10 protein-coding genes are annotated in these 16,929 nt (G+C 61.6%); all 10 read left to right on the top strand.

Features of this window, described 5'->3' with window-relative positions:
• Window positions 1-128: 128 nt before the first annotated feature.
• The 10 genes from glgA to GKKCFE_RS10600 all read left to right on the top strand — a co-directional run bounded on the left by glgA (window position 129) and on the right by GKKCFE_RS10600 (window position 16,895).
• Window positions 129-1,700: a glycogen synthase GlgA gene (gene glgA, locus GKKCFE_RS10645; protein ID WP_047226572.1), complete on the top strand. Its 1,572-nt coding sequence runs from the start codon at window positions 129-131 to the stop codon at window positions 1,698-1,700.
• Window positions 1,701-1,707: 7 nt separating this feature from the next.
• On the top strand, window positions 1,708-3,510 hold the full coding sequence (gene treZ / locus GKKCFE_RS10640; protein WP_310662532.1) for a malto-oligosyltrehalose trehalohydrolase: 1,803 nt from the start codon (window positions 1,708-1,710) through the stop codon (window positions 3,508-3,510).
• A complete protein-coding gene (malQ, locus tag GKKCFE_RS10635) occupies window positions 3,507-5,585 on the top strand; it encodes a 4-alpha-glucanotransferase (protein ID WP_310662531.1) in 2,079 nt (692 codons plus the stop codon). The genes treZ and malQ overlap by 4 nt, the downstream gene beginning before the upstream one ends.
• Entirely contained in the window at window positions 5,582-8,368 is a 2,787-nt protein-coding gene (locus GKKCFE_RS10630; RefSeq protein WP_173407004.1) for a malto-oligosyltrehalose synthase, read from the top strand. The genes malQ and GKKCFE_RS10630 overlap by 4 nt, the downstream gene beginning before the upstream one ends.
• Window positions 8,369-8,388: 20 nt before the next feature.
• The gene (locus GKKCFE_RS10625) at window positions 8,389-8,715 is read left to right on the top strand and encodes a DUF2934 domain-containing protein (RefSeq protein WP_107322529.1); all 327 of its coding nucleotides are present in this window, start codon (window positions 8,389-8,391) and stop codon (window positions 8,713-8,715) included.
• Window positions 8,716-8,924: 209 nt separating this feature from the next.
• Window positions 8,925-11,084: a glycogen debranching protein GlgX gene (gene glgX / locus GKKCFE_RS10620; protein ID WP_047226577.1), complete on the top strand. Its 2,160-nt coding sequence runs from the start codon at window positions 8,925-8,927 to the stop codon at window positions 11,082-11,084.
• 249 nt (window positions 11,085-11,333) lie between these two features.
• Window positions 11,334-12,098, top strand: a complete 765-nt coding sequence (locus GKKCFE_RS10615; protein WP_047226578.1) for a PIG-L deacetylase family protein — start codon at window positions 11,334-11,336, stop codon at window positions 12,096-12,098.
• Window positions 12,099-12,280: 182 nt separating this feature from the next.
• Window positions 12,281-13,081 (top strand): endonuclease/exonuclease/phosphatase family protein, encoded by an 801-nt coding sequence (locus tag GKKCFE_RS10610; RefSeq protein WP_188251675.1) that lies wholly within the window; start codon window positions 12,281-12,283, stop codon window positions 13,079-13,081.
• A gap of 174 nt (window positions 13,082-13,255) precedes the next feature.
• Entirely contained in the window at window positions 13,256-15,679 is a 2,424-nt protein-coding gene (locus GKKCFE_RS10605) for an autotransporter family protein (RefSeq protein WP_310662529.1), read from the top strand.
• A 301-nt stretch (window positions 15,680-15,980) separates the two neighbouring features.
• Window positions 15,981-16,895, top strand: coding sequence for an autotransporter outer membrane beta-barrel domain-containing protein (locus tag GKKCFE_RS10600; RefSeq protein ID WP_310662528.1), 915 nt, complete (start codon window positions 15,981-15,983; stop codon window positions 16,893-16,895).
• Window positions 16,896-16,929 lie beyond the last annotated feature (34 nt).

Raw genomic sequence — 16,929 nt, 5'->3', positions numbered from 1 at the left:
CGCTTAACCGCATTGGGCAGCGCTTTGCTTACCTTGCGTAGCGCTTGTGCGCCTGGCCGCAGGATTCGGCCAATGAAACAACAGCTCTGGCGCTTGCCGGAAACAGATCGAGAAAATGGGAGAAAGTTATGATCAGTGCTGCCTTGGAACCACAGCAAGTCCGTTCTCAACTTCCGCTGGCGACTGACTCGCCGACGGCACCGGTGCTGGCCACCGGCGGCAAGGCACTGCTCCCGGTCGTCAGGCAGAATCCCAATCGCAAGAAGGTATTGTTCGTAACCTCGGAAATTGCCGACCTGGTCAAAACCGGCGGCCTGGGCGATGTTTCTTCCGCCCTGCCCCGGGCCATGGCCGGCCTGCATGACGTGCGGGTGCTGATCCCCGGTTACCCGCAGGTGATGAACAGCGGCAACCCGATCCACATCATCGGTGAACTGGGCGGCCACGCCGCGCTGCCGCCCTGCAAGATCGGGCGCATGGACATGGCCGACGGCCTGGTGATCTACGTACTGATCTGTCCGGAACTCTTTGCCCGTGAAGGCTCACCCTACGGGGCCAACAACGGTCGCGACTGGCCCGACAACCACATTCGCTTCGCCCGGCTGGGCCTGGCCGCAGCTGATATCGCCGCCAACCTCGCCCAAATCCACTGGTGCCCCGATCTGGTCCACGCCCATGACTGGCCGGCCGGTCTGGCGCCGGCCTACATGCACTGGCGTGGACAACGCACGCCTACCCTGTTCACCATTCACAACCTGGCATACCAGGGCGTAGTGAGCCTGGCCTCATGCCCGGAGCTGGGTATCCCGGAGCACGCGCTGCAGCAGGAAGGCATGGAGTTCTACGGCAAGTTGTCGTTTCTCAAGGCCGGCATGGCCTACTCCAGTCATATCACCACGGTCAGCGCCACCTACGCCCAGGAAATCACTACCCCGGCATTCGGTTGCGGGCTCGACGGTTTTCTTGCGGCTAAAACACAACAAGGCCTGCTCAGCGGCATTCCCAATGGCATCGATGAGAGTTGGGACGCGGCCACCGATACGCACTTGTTCCGCCAGTTCGCCATGGGTGACTGGGAAGGCAAAGCCGTGAACGCGGCTCATGTACGCGATCTGTTCGGTCTCGACGACTCCAGCGGCCCGCTGTTCGCCGTGGTATCGCGCCTGGTGTACCAGAAAGGCCTGGACCTGACCGAAGCCGTCGCCGAGTTCATCGTCGAATCCGGGGGCCAGATCGCGATCATTGGTCGCGGCGAACCGGAGGAAGAGCAAGCCATGCGTGAACTGGCGCTGCGTTTTCCCGGACGCATCGGTGTACGCATCGGTTTCAACGAAACCGACGCGCGGCGGATGTTCGCCGGCAGCGACTTTCTGCTGATGCCTTCACGCTACGAGCCCTGCGGCTTGAGCCAGATGTACGCCCAGCGCTTCGGCTCGCTGCCGGTGGCACGCAATACCGGCGGGCTGGCGGACACCATCGAAGACGGCATCACCGGCTTCCTGTTCGATGAGTCCACCGCCGAAAGCTACAAACAGGCATTGAGCCGGGCCTTCAAGGTCTTCGAGTTCCCTGACCTGCTCAACGCGATGCGCTGCCGGGCCATGTCAGCGCCATTCAACTGGTGCAAGGCCGTGGAACCCTACGCCGAACTCTATGAACAGCTAGTGGCCAAGTCACTGGGTAAATCGGCCAGACAATGAGGTAACAATGCCGTCAAGGACGCCTGAAACCTGGACCCATGGCGCGGTCATGCTCGATGCCGAGCACACCCGCTTCGCCCTCTGGGCCCCGGATGCTTTTTTTGTGAGTGTCGAACTCGACACTGGAGATTCAATACCGCTACTGCCCCAGGCCGATGGCTGGTTCATGATCCAGACCCGCTGCCCCGCCGGCACTCGTTATCGCTACAACATCGACGGCGAACTGGAGGTTCCCGACCCGGCGTCCCGCGCCCAGGCCGGTGACATTGACCGCCACAGCGTGGTGGTCGACCCTCATGCTTACCGATGGCGCCATACCCAATGGTCCGGGCGCCCCTGGCATGAAGCTGTGATCTATGAGTTGCACGTCGGCGCCCTCGGTGGTTTCCAAGGCGTCGAACAGCACCTGGCGCGCCTGGCTGGATTAGGGGTAACCGCCATCGAACTGATGCCGCTGTCGCAGTTTCCCGGTGACCGTAACTGGGGCTACGACGGCGTCCTGCCCTACGCTCCCCAGGCCTCCTACGGCACGCCGGAACAGCTCAAGCACTTGATCGACAGCGCCCACGGCCACGGGCTGGCGGTGATTGTGGACGTGGTCTACAACCATTTCGGCCCCGACGGCAATTATCTGCACCGTTACGCAAAAGGTTTTTTCCGCGAAGACAAGCACACCCCCTGGGGCGCGGCAATTGACTTCCGGCGCCGCGAGGTGCGGGACTTCTTTATCGACAATGCGCTAATGTGGCTGCTGGAATACCGTTTCGACGGACTGCGCCTGGACGCCGTGCATGCGATCGAAGATCCGGATTTTCTCCAGGAACTGGCCGCCAGGGTGCGCGAACAGGTAGATCCGGTTCGGCATGTCTGGTTGACCGTGGAAAACGAACACAACCAGGCCAGCCTGCTGGAGCACGGCTATGACGCCCAGTGGAACGATGACGGGCACAACGCCCTGCACGTGCTGCTGACCGGCGAAACCGACGCCTATTATGCTGACTATGCCCAAGAGCCGACGGAACAATTGGCACGCTGCCTCAGCCAGGGGTTTGTCTTCCAGGGCCATATCAACCGCCACGGCGAGCCCCGGGGCGAACCCAGCGGTCACCTGCCCCCCAGCGCCTTCGTGCTGTTTCTGCAGAACCACGATCAGATTGGCAACCGGGCACTGGGTGAACGCCTGCACCAACTGGCCCCGCCTCAGGCCGTGCAAGCGGCGACGGTCTTGTTGCTGTTGTCGCCGATGATTCCGCTTCTGTTCATGGGCGATGAAGTAGCCGCCCGGCAACCCTTCCTGTTTTTCACCAGCCATCACGGCGAGCTGGCGGAGCTGGTTCGTGAGGGTCGGCGCAACGAGTTCAAGGCGTTCAGTGCCTTTGCCGATCCCGAAAAGCGTGAGCGCATCCCGGATCCTAACGCGGCTGATACCTTCGAGGTGTCGAGGCCTGAGCTGGAGGCGCAGCACGCTGAGCAACTAGCCAGTGAAACACTCTATCGACAACTGCTGAAAGTCCGCCGTGAAGTGATCGTCCCGCGCTTGCCCGGAGCCCAGGCCTTGGACGCCGAAGTGCTGGGCCATGGCGCAGTCAGCGCACGCTGGCGCATGGGCGACGGCAGCGTGTTGCGCATTGACCTGAACCTCAGCGATCAGCCGGTCAAGCATACCGCTCAAGAAGAGGCCGAGATTCTTTTCGAACATCCGCAGCACGCCATGGGTCTGTTGCAGCAAGGGGCCCTGGCGCCCTACAGCGCGCTGGTCAGTCTGACGCACGCGGCAAACTTGCCCAACATCACTGGAGAGCGCCTATGAGCGATGCGCAACTGGAAATTCTCGCCGGCCGAGCGGGCCTGGCGGTGGACTGGATCGACGCCAACGGCCGGGCGCAGAAAGTCTCGCCCGCCGTCTTGCGTTCAGTCCTCATCGGTCTGGGCCATCCAGCCGGGACCGCCCAGGAAATCGACGCCAGCCTGCTGCAATTGCAGCAGGACCAACAGAATCATCAATTGCCACCGCTGATCACCGCCGATGTCGGCGCCAGCGTGGATCTGAGCCGCTACTTCGAAGCCGCCACGCCCTGCGAAATCCAGCTCGAGGATGGTGCCACACTGAACCTGAAACTCGACGCCGACGCCAGGTTGCCGGGGATGGTCCCGGTGGGTTACCAGCACGTCAGCATCCAGGACCAGCATTTCACCCTGGCGGTCGCGCCAGCACATTGCTATAGCGTGGCCGATGCGGTAGATAATCCGACGCCCCGCGCCTGGGGCCTGAGCGCGCAGTTATATGCGCTGCGCCGCCCCGGCGACGGAGGTTTCGGTGACACCCAGGCCCTGGAGGAGTTGGTACGGGTCGCCGGCGAGCGCGGTGCCGACGCCCTGGCGATCAGCCCGATGCACGCGATGTTCAGCAGCGACACCGGCCGTTACAGCCCCTATTCACCGTCCAGCCGGCTCTTCCTCAACAGTCTCTATGCCGCGCCGGGCACCGTTCTCGGCGAACGCGCGCTGCGCGCGGCCATTGACGCCACTGGTTTGACCAAACAACTGCGCAATCTGGAAGAACAACCGCTGGTGGATTGGCCCGTGGCGGCCCAGGCCAAGCAGAAAGTCCTGCGCGCCCTGTACGACGGCTTCAGCCAGGGCGAGCATCCATTGCATGAGGATTTCAGCAGTTTCCGCCACACCAGCGGCGAACCCCTGGAGAATCATTGCCGCTTCGAAGCCCTGCAGGCCGAACGTGCGGCTCGGGGAGAGAGCCTGGACTGGCGCCATTGGCCCGAAGAATGGCGCAACCCGCGTAGTTCGACGCTAGCGCATTTTGCCGAGGAGAACGCCGACGAAATCGGCTTCTACGCGTTTTGCCAGTGGCTGATTACCCGGTGCCTGGAGCGCGTCCAGAGCGCGGCTAAATCCAGCGGCATGGGCATTGGCCTGATCGCTGACCTGGCAGTAGGCGCCGATGGTGGAGGCAGCCAGGCCTGGAGTCGGCAGGATGAACTGCTCGCCTCGTTGACCGTGGGCGCACCGCCGGACATCCTCAACCGCTCCGGCCAAGGCTGGGGCATCTCGGCATTCTCGCCAGAGGGGTTGGTACGCAATGGTTTTCGCGCGTTCATTGAGATGCTACGGGCCAACTTCGCCCACGCCGGCGGCTTGCGCATCGATCATGTGATGGGCTTGCAGCGCCTGTGGGTGATCCCCAACGACGCCCCGCCCAGCGATGGCGCCTACCTTTATTATCCGGTGGACGACCTGCTGCGTCTGCTGGCCCTTGAATCCCATCGCCATCAAGCCATCGTCCTGGGCGAAGACCTCGGCACCGTGCCCGAGGGCCTTCGCGAGAAGCTCAGCGCCCGGTCGATCCTCGGCATGCGCGTGCTGTTGTTCGAACAGGACAACACCCACTTCAAACCCATCCTCGACTGGCCGGACAATGCCCTGGCCACGACCAGTACCCATGACTTGCCGACCCTCAATGGCTGGTGGCACGGCCACGATATCGACTGGAATGCCCGGCTGGACCTGATCGATTCCCACACCGAGATGGACTGGCGCAGACACCGCGAGCGTGAACGTGAAGGCCTGAGCAATGTGTTGAATCAGGACCCGCAGAACTTTCGTGAAGAACACCAGGATACCGACGAGATACTCGACGCCAGTGTGCGTTTTCTCGGCCATACCCGTGCGCCGCTGGTGTTGCTGCCCCTCGAAGACGCCCTGGGCATCGACGAGCAGGCCAACCTGCCTGGCACTACCGATACCCACCCCAACTGGCGGCGTCGCCTGGCGTGTGACAGCCAGGTGCTGCTGGATGACCCGGGCGCCGCCCGGCGTCTGGAAATCCTCGCCTGCGCAAGGCTTCAGGCGAACGAGCGTGACCGATGAATCAGACGTTGATCCAACCATTGCGGGCGACCCTTCGCCTGCAATTTCATAAAGGCTTCACCTTGGACGATGCCATCCCCCAGGTGCCGTACTTCGCATCGTTGGGCATCAGCCATATTTACGCCTCGCCACTGCTCAAAGCCCGCGCCGGCTCCATGCATGGCTACGATGTGGTCGATCCGACCCAGGTGAACCCGGAACTGGGCGGCGAAGCGGCGCTTCGACGCCTGGTCGCCAGCCTGCGTGAGCACCGAATGGGGTTGATCCTCGATGTCGTGTCCAACCACATGGCCGTCGGCGGCAATGACAATCCCTGGTGGCAGGACCTGCTGGAATGGGGACGTTTGAGCCCCTTCGGCGAGTTTTTCGATATCCAGTGGCATTCTCCCGACCCCTTGATGGAGGGCCAACTGTTGCTGCCGTTTTTAGGCAGCGACTACGGAGTGGCCTTGCAGGAAGGCACCCTGAAGTTACGCTTCGATGCCACACAAGGCAGCTTCCTGGCCGAGCATTACGAGCATCACTTCCCTATCTGCCCCATGCAGTACGGCGAATTACTCAAACCTGCCGAAACGCTGCCATCCGAACAGGCCGAATCCCTCAAGGCGTTGGCCGAGCGTTTTACCACGCTGAACTACCAGACCGACGCCCATACCCTGGCCCGACCGCTGCAGCAGCAATTGCAAGAGCTGGCCAGCCAGCCAGGTATCCAGGCCACCATCGAAGAGAACTTGCGCGCCTACGACTCCCGGCAACCCGAGGGGTTCGAGCGTCTGCATCAATTGCTGGAGCGCCAGAGTTACCGGCTCGCCAGTTGGCGCACGGCGGCGGACGACATCAACTGGCGGCGCTTTTTCGACGTCAATGAGCTGGGTGGCCTGCGGGTCGAGCGCCCCGCGGTGTTCGAAGCCACCCACGCCAAAATTTTCGAATTGATATCCGAAGGATTGGTGGACGGCTTGCGGATCGACCACATCGACGGTCTTGCCGATCCTCGCGGCTACTGCCGCAAATTGCGCAGGCGTCTTGATTCGCTTTCGCCCTCGCGGCACCTGCCCATTTTCATTGAGAAAATCCTCGGCGATGGCGAGAGCCTGCGTCGGGACTGGAACATCGACGGCAGTACCGGTTACGAGTTCATGAACCAGATCTCGTTGCTGCAGCATGACCCGGCCGGTGCCGAACCCCTTGCCGAGTTCTGGAGTCGCCACAGCGAGCGACCGGCGCACTTCATCGAAGAAGCGCGTCTGGCCCGTCAACAGATTCTCAATGGTTCCCTGGCCGGAGACTTCGAAAGCGTCGCCCAGGCCCTGTTGCAAGTCGCGCGGGACGACGTGATGACCCGTGACCTGACCCTCGGCGCCATTCGCCGCGCGTTGCAGGAACTGATCGTGCACTTCCCGGTGTACCGCACCTACATCAACCCGCTCGGCCGCTCCAACGAAGACGATGTGTTTTTTCGTCAGGCCCTGGAAGACGCCCGACAGACCCTCAGCGAAGCCGACTGGCCGGTGCTCGACTACCTGGCCGACTGGCTCGGCGGGATGCCCTGGCGGGATCGCCCACGGGGTGGTCAGCGCAAACGGCTGCGCCATGCTTGCGTGCGCTTCCAGCAACTGACCTCGCCAGCCGCCGCCAAGGCCGTGGAAGACACGGCGCTTTATCGTTCGGCAGTACTGCTGTCGCGCAATGACGTGGGCTACAACACCGAACGGTTCAGCGCCCCGCCGCAAGCGTTTCATGACGCCTGCCTCGAACGGCTGGAGCATTTCCCTGACAACCTGATGACCACCGCCACCCATGACCATAAGCGCGGCGAAGACACCAGGGCGCGGCTGGCGGTCATCAGCGAACGAGCTGATTGGTACATGGCGTGCGTGGACCAGTGGCGCATTCTTGCGCCATCGCTGCACAGCGACCCCGCCGCTCCTTCAGCCGGTGATGAACTAATTCTGTACCAGGCGCTACTGGGAAGTTGGCCGCTAGACCTGGATGTGCACGACCACACGGCACTGGCCGACTACAACGAGCGCATGTGGCAATGGCAACGCAAGGCTTTGCGCGAAGCCAAGTTGCAAAGCAGTTGGTCGGCCGTCAACGACGCTTATGAGCAGGCGACCCAACTGTTCCTGGAGCGGCTGTTGCTCGGTGATGAGGGGCTGCCTCTGCGCAACGCCCTCGCCGAAGCGGTCCAGGTCATCGCCCCGGCGGGCGCCCTCAACAGTTTGGCGCAAACCTTGCTGCGCATGACTGTGCCTGGTGTACCGGACCTGTACCAGGGTAATGAGTTCTGGGATTTCAGCCTGGTGGATCCGGACAACCGCCGCCCGGTGGATTTCCTGGCGCGCCGCGAGGCAATGCAAACACCAGGCACCCCAGCGCAACTGGTAAGCACTTGGCGCGATGGCAGGGTCAAGCAAGCGTTGATCGCCAGGACACTGGCCGTACGCACCGAACACTTGCAGCTGTTCCAGCAAGGCCGCTATCAGCCATTGCAAGTGGTTGGCGCGCAGGCCGAACGGGTCCTGGCCTTTATGCGTGAGCATGAGCAACAACGGGCAATCATAGTGGTACCGATCCATGCAGCTCGCCTGCTGGAAAACGGTGCCGTGCCGCTGGTGGCTGCATCGGACTGGGGCGACACCCGCGTATCACTACCGTTTGCCCGTGGGGATGAAAAACTGAAGGGACTTTTTTCCAGCGCGGCAGTCACACCCCAAAGGGAGCTGATGGTCAGCGACGCGCTGGGGGATTTCCCGGTCAATGTCTTTATCCAATCTTGAGTTCAGTCAGGAGCACTGCGATGAGTACCGACGATAAACGCATTCGTGAATTCGCCTATCAGATCTGGGAATCCGAGGGTAAGCCTGCCGGGCAGGAAAAACGCCACTGGGAGATGGCTCGCAAACTTGCCGAGGCCGAAGCCCTGGCACCGAGCAAACCCGCCAAGGCCGCCGGTAAACCAGCGGCGAGCAAGCCTGCCGCGACCAAGAGCACCGCAGCCAAGCCTGCCACGAAAAGCACTACGCCCAAGGCCAAGCCTGCAGCCAAACCTGCCGCTGTCAGCACCGCGGCGGAAAAACCTGTGGAGAAAAAGCCACGAGCGCCGCGCAAGCCGCCGGCTAACTGATCCATACCTGACATCCGCCTCAAGGGCATGCGCCCCCGTGCTGACAAGGGCGCGTGCTGACGCCACACCAGGCCGACGCCTGGATGCGCGGTGTCCATCAATGGTGCCGCTAGGCGGCACAGCGGGAGCAAGCTGCCTCGCCACAGTGAAACGAATAGATTTTAAGTGAACAGCATTGCCGTATCTGTCTGTCTTTTGCAGGAGCAACTATGACCCATCCAAAAAACACTACGCCGCCGCCCGTTATCGAGGCTTCGCGGATTCGTGAAGGGCTGCCTTTCCCGCTGGGTGCGACGTGGGATGGCCTGGGGGTCAATTTCGCGCTGTTCTCAGCGAACGCCACCAAGGTTGAACTGTGCATTTTCGATGATACCGGCGAAGTCGAGCTCGAGCGTATCGAGCTGCCGGAGTACACCGACGAGATTTACCACGGCTATCTGCCTGACGCCCATCCGGGGATGATCTATGGCTACCGGGTCTATGGCGCTTACGACCCGGAGAATGGCCACCGCTTCAACCCCAACAAACTGCTGATCGACCCCTACGCCAAGCAATTGGTCGGCGAGCTGAAGTGGTCCGAGGCACTGTTTGGCTACACCATCGGCCACCCGGACGGCGACCTGAGTTTCGATGAACGCGACAGCGCGCCCTTCGTACCCAAATGCAAAGTCATCGACCCGGCCCACACCTGGGGCAACGACCAGCGTGTCAGTGTGCCGTGGGACAAGACCATCCTGTATGAAACCCATGTTCGCGGTATCAGCATGCGCCACCCCTCTGTCCCGGAAAACCTGCGAGGCACCTTCGCCGGATTGATGGTGGACGATGTGCTCGAACACATCCGCAAGCTGGGTGTTTCATCGGTGGAGCTGCTGCCCGTCCACGCGTTCGTCAATGACCAGCACCTGCTGCACAAGGGCATGACCAACTACTGGGGCTACAACAGCATTGCCTTCTTCGCCCCGGACCCGCGTTACCTGGCCAGCGGCAAAATCGCCGAATTCAAGGAGATGGTTGCGCACCTGCACGAGGCCAACCTGGAAGTCATCCTCGACGTGGTCTACAACCACACCGCTGAAGGCAACGAGCAAGGCCCTACCCTGTCCATGCGCGGCATCGACAATGCCTCGTACTACCGGCTGATGCCGGATGACAAACGCTACTACATCAACGATTCCGGCACCGGCAACACCCTGGACCTAAGTCACCCGTGCGTGTTGCAGATGGTCACCGACTCCCTGCGCTACTGGGCCACGGAGATGCACGTCGACGGCTTCCGTTTCGACCTGGCGACTATTCTGGGTCGATACCACGATGGCTTCGACGAGCGCCACAGTTTCCTCGTCGCCTGTCGCCAGGACCCAGTGTTGCGCCAGGTGAAAATGATCGCCGAGCCGTGGGATTGCGGCCCTGGTGGTTATCAGGTGGGTGGGTTCCCGCCAGGTTGGGTGGAGTGGAACGACAAATTCCGCGACACGGTGCGCGCATTCTGGAAAGGCGACGACGGCCAACTCGCCGACTTTGCCAGCCGCATGACCGCCTCAGGCGAGATGTTCAACCAGCGCGGTCGTCGCCCATACGCCTCGGTGAACTTCGTAACCGCCCACGACGGTTTTACCCTGCACGACTTGGTGTCGTACAACGACAAACACAATGAAGCCAACGACGAAAACAATCAGGACGGCAGCAACAACAACCTGTCCTGGAACCATGGCGTCGAAGGCCCGACAGACGATCCTGAGATCAATGAACTGCGTCAGCGACAGATGCGCAACTTCTTTGCGACCTTGCTGCTGGCCCAGGGCACGCCGATGATCGTCGCTGGCGATGAGTTCGCTCGGACCCAGCACGGCAACAACAACGCCTATTGCCAGGACAGCGAGATCGGCTGGGTCAATTGGGACCTCAGTGAGGATGGCGAGGCGCTGCTCAAGTTCGTCAAGCGTCTGATCAAACTGCGCCTGACCTACCCGATCCTGCGGCGCGGGCGGTTCCTGGTGGGCAATTACAACGAAGACCTGGGCGTCAAGGATGTCACCTGGCTGGCCCCCGATGGCAGCGAGATGACCACCGAGCAATGGCACGACGGCCACGGTCGGTGCCTGGGCATGCTGATGGACGGGCGCGCCCAGGAAACCGGTATTCGTCGCAAGGGTGGCAACGCGACCCTGCTTCTGGTGGTCAATGCCCATCACGACATCGTCAACTTCCGCCTGCCGGAAGTGCCCGAAGGCAGTTTCTGGACATGCATGGTCGACACTAACCAGCCGAAGGTGCGTGGCCAGGAGCGTTTCGATTTTGACTACGAATACTCCGTCACCGGCCGCTCGCTGTTGTTGTTCGAGTTGCAACGTGAGGAGGAGGAATAAACCTTCGATAAACGGGTGAAAAAACACAACCGCAGGGACGCGGTTTGTTCACCCGCTCAAGTCCCCGCGCAGAAAAACAGCATTCGCAACAACATGGGGCGCGACGAATCGCCCAACATGATCAATACTTGGCGAGCGGTAGATTCCAGGATCGGAACATCGCCGCTCGCAGTCAGGCCCTGGTGGGCACCACCGGGCAATCGGCCCGGTGCATGGCTGAAAGATTGAATACAAACAGGGACGTCTCTCATGAAACTCGCTTCTCGCTTGCCAGGTCGACAGCATCCGCAAATATGGAACAGCGCCCCCCAGCTGGCCGACATTCCCATCATCAGTACCCAGACCCTTATTCCCGCTGGCGCACGCGCCGTCATCCTTGCTCCGCATCCGGGTGATGAGGTCGGCGCCTGTGGCGGTCTGCTCCAGTTGCTGAGCAATCTGGGTCATCCCATCTTGCTGATCTCGGTCACCGACGGCAGCATCAGCCATCCCGGCTCACCGCTGTGGACCGATGAGCGCCAGCATGCCTACCGCCCCCATCCCCAGGAAAGCGTGGACGCCCTGCATCGCCTGGGGGTACCGGCCCGTGGCATGCAGTGGGTGCGCGGTGGTTTCCCGGAAAAAACCCTCGCCGACCATGAGGCCCAACTGAGCGCTTTCATCGCTCGGTACTTGAAGCCGGGCGACGTTGTGTTCAGTACCTGGCGCAAGGATGGTGACAGCGACCATGATGCCGTTGGCCGCGCCGGGGCCCTGGCCGCCGAAAGCATTGAGGCGGTGTTCATTGAGCTGCCGGTGTGGGCCTGGCACTGGCCGGTCCGTGAGCAAAACAAGATCCCTTGGCACCGGGCCCGCAAGCTGCGCCTGGATATCTGGACCACCGCCCGCAAACGGCACGCCATGCACGCCTACGCCAGCCAACTCAACGGTGAGCCCGCCAGCGGCATCGCACCGTTGGTGCCACGGGTCATTCTTGATCGCATGGGTTTGCCCTATGAAATTGTGTTCATCTGACCACCGCCAATCCAGTGTGAGGGATGTCACAAAAGCGATGCCCCCTACCCTGTGGGAGCGAGCCTGCTCGCGATAACGGTGGCTCAGCGGGTGACGTGATTGACCTGGCAACGGGGAAAAATCCGGAACTGCGGCAGCCACCATAAGTCGCATGAACAGGTACGTCTGATTCAGGAGTGAACGTGACTGGCGATCCCAACCGGCAAGCCGCCGAATCAACGCCTTTGGACACGCCCGCAGCGGTCCATCGGCTACGGGTTCTGACGGTCAATACCCACAAGGGTTTTACCGCCCTCAACCGTCGTTTCATCCTGCCCGAACTGCGTGAAGCGGTACGCAGCACCGGGGCCGACCTGGTGTTCCTGCAGGAAGTGCTGGGCGAACACGACCGCCACGCTTCGCGCTACGAGAACTGGCCGCCAATGTCCCAGTACGAGTTCCTCGCCGACAGCATGTGGAGCGATTTTGCGTATGGCCGTAACGCGGTGTATCCCGATGGCCATCATGGCAATGCATTGCTCTCCAAATACCCGATCCGCGAGTTTCGTAACCTCGACGTTTCCATCACCGGTCCCGAGCGGCGCGGACTGCTGCATTGCGTGCTGGACGTACCGGGTCATGCCGAGGTCCACGGAATCTGCGTGCACCTGAGCCTTCTGGAAAGCCATCGGCAGTTGCAGCTCAAGTTGCTCTGCCAACTGCTGGATTCGTTGCCCGAAGACGCCCCAGTGATCATCGCCGGTGATTTCAACGATTGGCAGTTGCGCGGCAATACCGCCCTCGCCCGTCGCCAATACCTGCACGAAGCCTTCGAGCACCACCTCGGTCGTCCGGCGAGGACCTACCCGGCCCGCTTCCCCCTGCTGCGTCTGGACCGTATTTACCTGCGCAACGCCACCAGCCATGCCCCGCAAATCCTGGGCAGCAAACCCTGGACACACCTGAGCGATCACCTGCCGCTTTGCGTGGAAGTGCATTTGTGAGGCCAAACACTGCTCTTTACCTGCAATACCTGTAAGTTCTGACAGTAGCGACGCTCGTTATTCGTTGTTAGGGTCCTTTCCATACAGCGAGCGTTGCCAGGCCCTGCGTGCCTTCTGTAGTGCAACCGATGCTGAAACCGGCATAACACGGGTGCCGATGCAGAGGGATAGCACATGAGCTTGCGCGATCAAGGTTTCAATCGGCTGTTCCACGCGGTATGCGTATCGGCCCCTTTCCTGTTATCCGCTCAATCTGCCATGGCGGCTTGCACATTGACGCCAACGGCGGGCGATGACGTTTATGTCTGTGACAGCGGCACCAGCCCTGGACTGACGGACCTTTCTGGCAACAACAGCCTGACAATGCCGGCCAATGGCAGCGGTATCATTCAGGGCGACGTCATTTTCGACGCCGGGATCGACCGCATCGAGATCAATGCCAACGGCGTGATTGACGGCGACGTCGAGCAAGGTTCGGAGGGCGATGAGTTCGTGATGAATGGCGGCAGGATTCTCTCCATCTCCCAAGGCGATGGCCTCGATCAGTTCACGATGACCGGCGGCACCATCGTCGATGCGTTCGAAGACGGCGACATTGCGCGAATGTCCGGCGGCAGCATCGGCCGGGTCGATATGAAACTCGATGACAATGTGTTCGACATGTCGGGCGGGCAGATCATCGGCAACCTGGTGGCCGGTTTCGGCCACGACACCATCATCCTGTCCGCAGGCCGTATCGGCGGCAACGTCAGCGTCAGCGGTGGCAACGACCGTATCACCGTGAGCGGTGGCGAAATCATCGGCGAAGTCCGGGCCAGTGCCGGCGATGACCGATTGCAGTGGAGCGGTGGCCTCATTCACTCGGCTGTTCTGATGGGTGAAGGCAGCGACACGGCGGTATTGCGCGCCCTTGACGAAACAGGGCTCGCCACCACGCCCAGTGTGGATGGCGGGTTGGGCCAGGACCTACTGACCTTTGAGAGCAGCACCTCCGGCACGGGAGCCCGTTATGCCAACTGGGAAACGATCAATCTGATCCGGGACTCACGCCTGGATCTGGATGACGCGCTGGTGCTAGGTGATAGCGCCACTGGCACCGGGACGCTGACGATCGATGACAGCAGCACCCTGACGTCGACCCAGGGCAGCGTCGCGCCGTTTACCGCCGGCCAGCTGGCAACCCTCAACAACAACGGGATCATTGACCTCACCCGCGAGAACACCCGCACCGACGACACCCTCACCGTGCAAGGCAACTATGTCGGTACGAACGGCCAGTTGCGCCTGCAGACGGTGGTCGGCGCCGACGACTCTTCCAGCGACAAACTGGTGGTCGATGGCGGAACACTCACAGGCAGCACGTCCATTACGGTCACGAACCTGGGCGGCATGGGCGCACAAACCACCCAGAACGGCATCGAGCTGGTCCAGGCTCAGGGTGGCGCGGTCAGCGACATCGGTGCCTTCTCGCTGGCGCAATCGGTCTCGGCCGGCGCCTTCGATTATCGTTTGTTCAAAGGCGGCGTGGCCGGCAATGAAAACAGCTGGTACCTGCGCTCAGACTTGGTCGCCGGACCGATAGCGGCGCCCAGCTCGACGTTGCCGGCCTTGCCAGCGGCAGTGCCCGGTGCCGCGCCCATCCCGTTGTACCGCCCGGAAGTGCCCAACTGGTCGGTGCTGCCTCCCGCCGCCGCGCAACTGACCCTGATGGCCTTGGGCACGTTCCATGATCGTCAGGGCGACCAGCGCCTGCTTACCGAAACCGGTGCGTTTGGAGCAGGTTGGGGCCGGGTCTACGGCAAGGATCTGGACCAGACCTGGGCCGGCACGGTGACCCCGCGGCTGGACGGGTCCATCAAGGGTTTTCAGGTGGGCAACGATTTGTACAGCGCGCCGATGTCCGGCGGCCAAACCCAGCGCATCGGTTTCTTCGTCGGCCATACCGAACTCAATGGCAAGGTCGACGGTTTCAACCTGGGCTTTGAGGGCCGACACGCCGGCAAGATAGAGCTCGACGGCGACAGCTACGGGTTGTACTGGACACTCACCGACCCCAGCGGCGGCTATGTCGACGCGGTGGTGATGGGCACACGGTTCAACGGCGACAACCGCTCCGAACGCGGTCTCAAAATCGATAATCGCGGGCACGCCCTGACCTTGTCGGCAGAGGCCGGTTATCCATTCGCTGTCACTGCTGACTGGGTCCTGGAACCCCAGGTCCAAGTCATCCATCAGAAGATCTCTCTGGATACGCAGGACGACGGGGTCTCAAGGGTCGAGTTCGATGCCGATAGTGCCTGGACCGGTCGCCTCGGCGCCCGGCTCAAGGGTCGCTACCTGGTCAGCGGCACGCCGGTGGAGCCCTATCTGCGGGCCAATGTCTGGCACACCTTTTCCGGCACCGATACGGTGACATTCGACGATGCCCATCGGATCGAGACCCAGCAGCGCGCCTCCACCGGCGACCTGGGCGTCGGCGTCATCGTGAGCCTGGCATCCACGGTCAGCATCTATGCGGCGACGGACTACAGCCATGACCTCGACAGCACGCAACAACGCAGTGTGTCGGGCAACATCGGCGTTCGAATCAAATGGTGAGTCGATGAACCAGAGGGGAAACGGTGGATTGACGTCAATTCACTGATCTGGATAACCGAAAAAAATCAGTTATTTATTGGCTCTGATTTCAGTTTGCCATTCATCGTTCATTTTCTTGACGCGACGGCACCGGTCTTCTTGACTACAACGTACTACCCCCGGAAATACAGTCAGGGGCAAGCCTCGGAACCCCGCTACAGCGGACGGCCCGAGGTTTGCCTCAATCCATTCGGTCGCCCCTCGTTCGGGGTAGGAGAGACGCCATAAGCGAGAAACGCATGCGATTGCAAGGCAGGCCCCCATGAAAACTTCCCTCCGTCCACAAGAGATCACTACCACTTTCTACACAATCTCGACTTCGTTGTTACTGTGTTCGTCCATGGAGGTATGGGCCTGGCCCGCCGAGCAGACGTCGCAACTCTGGTATGACCGAACACAGTCCGACAGCCAGGGCACCGCATCCATAAACACTGACCCCACCTCCAGCAAGAGCCCCGCCCTCTTCACCTTGCGAAACGACAGCGGCCATACCCAACGCGTGGGCCTGATCAGTGGACAGAACCAGGTCATCACCCGCGTCAATGGCACGCTAGTGACACCGGCCATGGCCGAGCCCGGCAAAGAAGCACTGAACCTGCAAGGCACCCATCTGGGGGCGTACTGGAGCCTGACCGGGCCGGCAGGCTGGCATGTGGACCTGAGTGCCAGCGGCGGGCGCGTCAACGGTTACAGCCGCACCGAGCAAGGCCAGCGTCAGGCCGCTGAAGGCAATGCCGTCACGTTGTCGGTCGAAGGCGGTTTTCCCATCGGTATCAGCGACCATTGGGTGGTCGAACCCCAGGCGCAACTGATCAACCAGCGCATCACCCTCGACAGCCCCAATGCCGAGAACGGCTCCGGCAACGAACTGAGCACCTGGAGCGGGCGCGTCGGGGCACGCCTCAAAGGGACGTATCAGGTCAACGGCCTGGGCGTGGAACCCTACGTGCGCACCAACCTTTGGCACACGGTCCAGAGTGCCGACACCTTGACCCTGGACAAAGTCGACAAGATCAGCAGCAGCCGCAAATCTTCCACCGTCGAGGTAGGGCTGGGGTTGGTGGCGCGGGTTACACCGGTGGTGAGCCTCTACATCAGCGCTGACTACAGCAGCGACGTCGACGACAACGACCTCAACGGGCTGATCGGCAGCCTGGGGGTACGGATGCGTTGGTAAACCAGCGCTTCAGGGCGGGTCGCAGCCATGTGTT

The sequence above is a fragment of the Pseudomonas sp. E141 genome, assembly GCF_052659885.1.
Note: the sequence above shows the minus strand (reverse complement) of the source record. Positions and strands in the feature narration are given on the sequence as shown.

Coding starts and splice junctions, on each gene's coding strand:
- GKKCFE_RS10600 (WP_310662528.1), top strand. CDS start 15,981: ATGAAAACTTCCCTCCGTCCACAAGAGATCACTACCACTTTCTACACA.
- GKKCFE_RS10615 (WP_047226578.1), top strand. CDS start 11,334: ATGAAACTCGCTTCTCGCTTGCCAGGTCGACAGCATCCGCAAATATGG.
- treZ (WP_310662532.1), top strand. CDS start 1,708: ATGCCGTCAAGGACGCCTGAAACCTGGACCCATGGCGCGGTCATGCTC.
- GKKCFE_RS10625 (WP_107322529.1), top strand. CDS start 8,389: ATGAGTACCGACGATAAACGCATTCGTGAATTCGCCTATCAGATCTGG.
- glgA (WP_047226572.1), top strand. CDS start 129: ATGATCAGTGCTGCCTTGGAACCACAGCAAGTCCGTTCTCAACTTCCG.
- malQ (WP_310662531.1), top strand. CDS start 3,507: ATGAGCGATGCGCAACTGGAAATTCTCGCCGGCCGAGCGGGCCTGGCG.
- GKKCFE_RS10630 (WP_173407004.1), top strand. CDS start 5,582: ATGAATCAGACGTTGATCCAACCATTGCGGGCGACCCTTCGCCTGCAA.
- glgX (WP_047226577.1), top strand. CDS start 8,925: ATGACCCATCCAAAAAACACTACGCCGCCGCCCGTTATCGAGGCTTCG.
- GKKCFE_RS10605 (WP_310662529.1), top strand. CDS start 13,256: ATGAGCTTGCGCGATCAAGGTTTCAATCGGCTGTTCCACGCGGTATGC.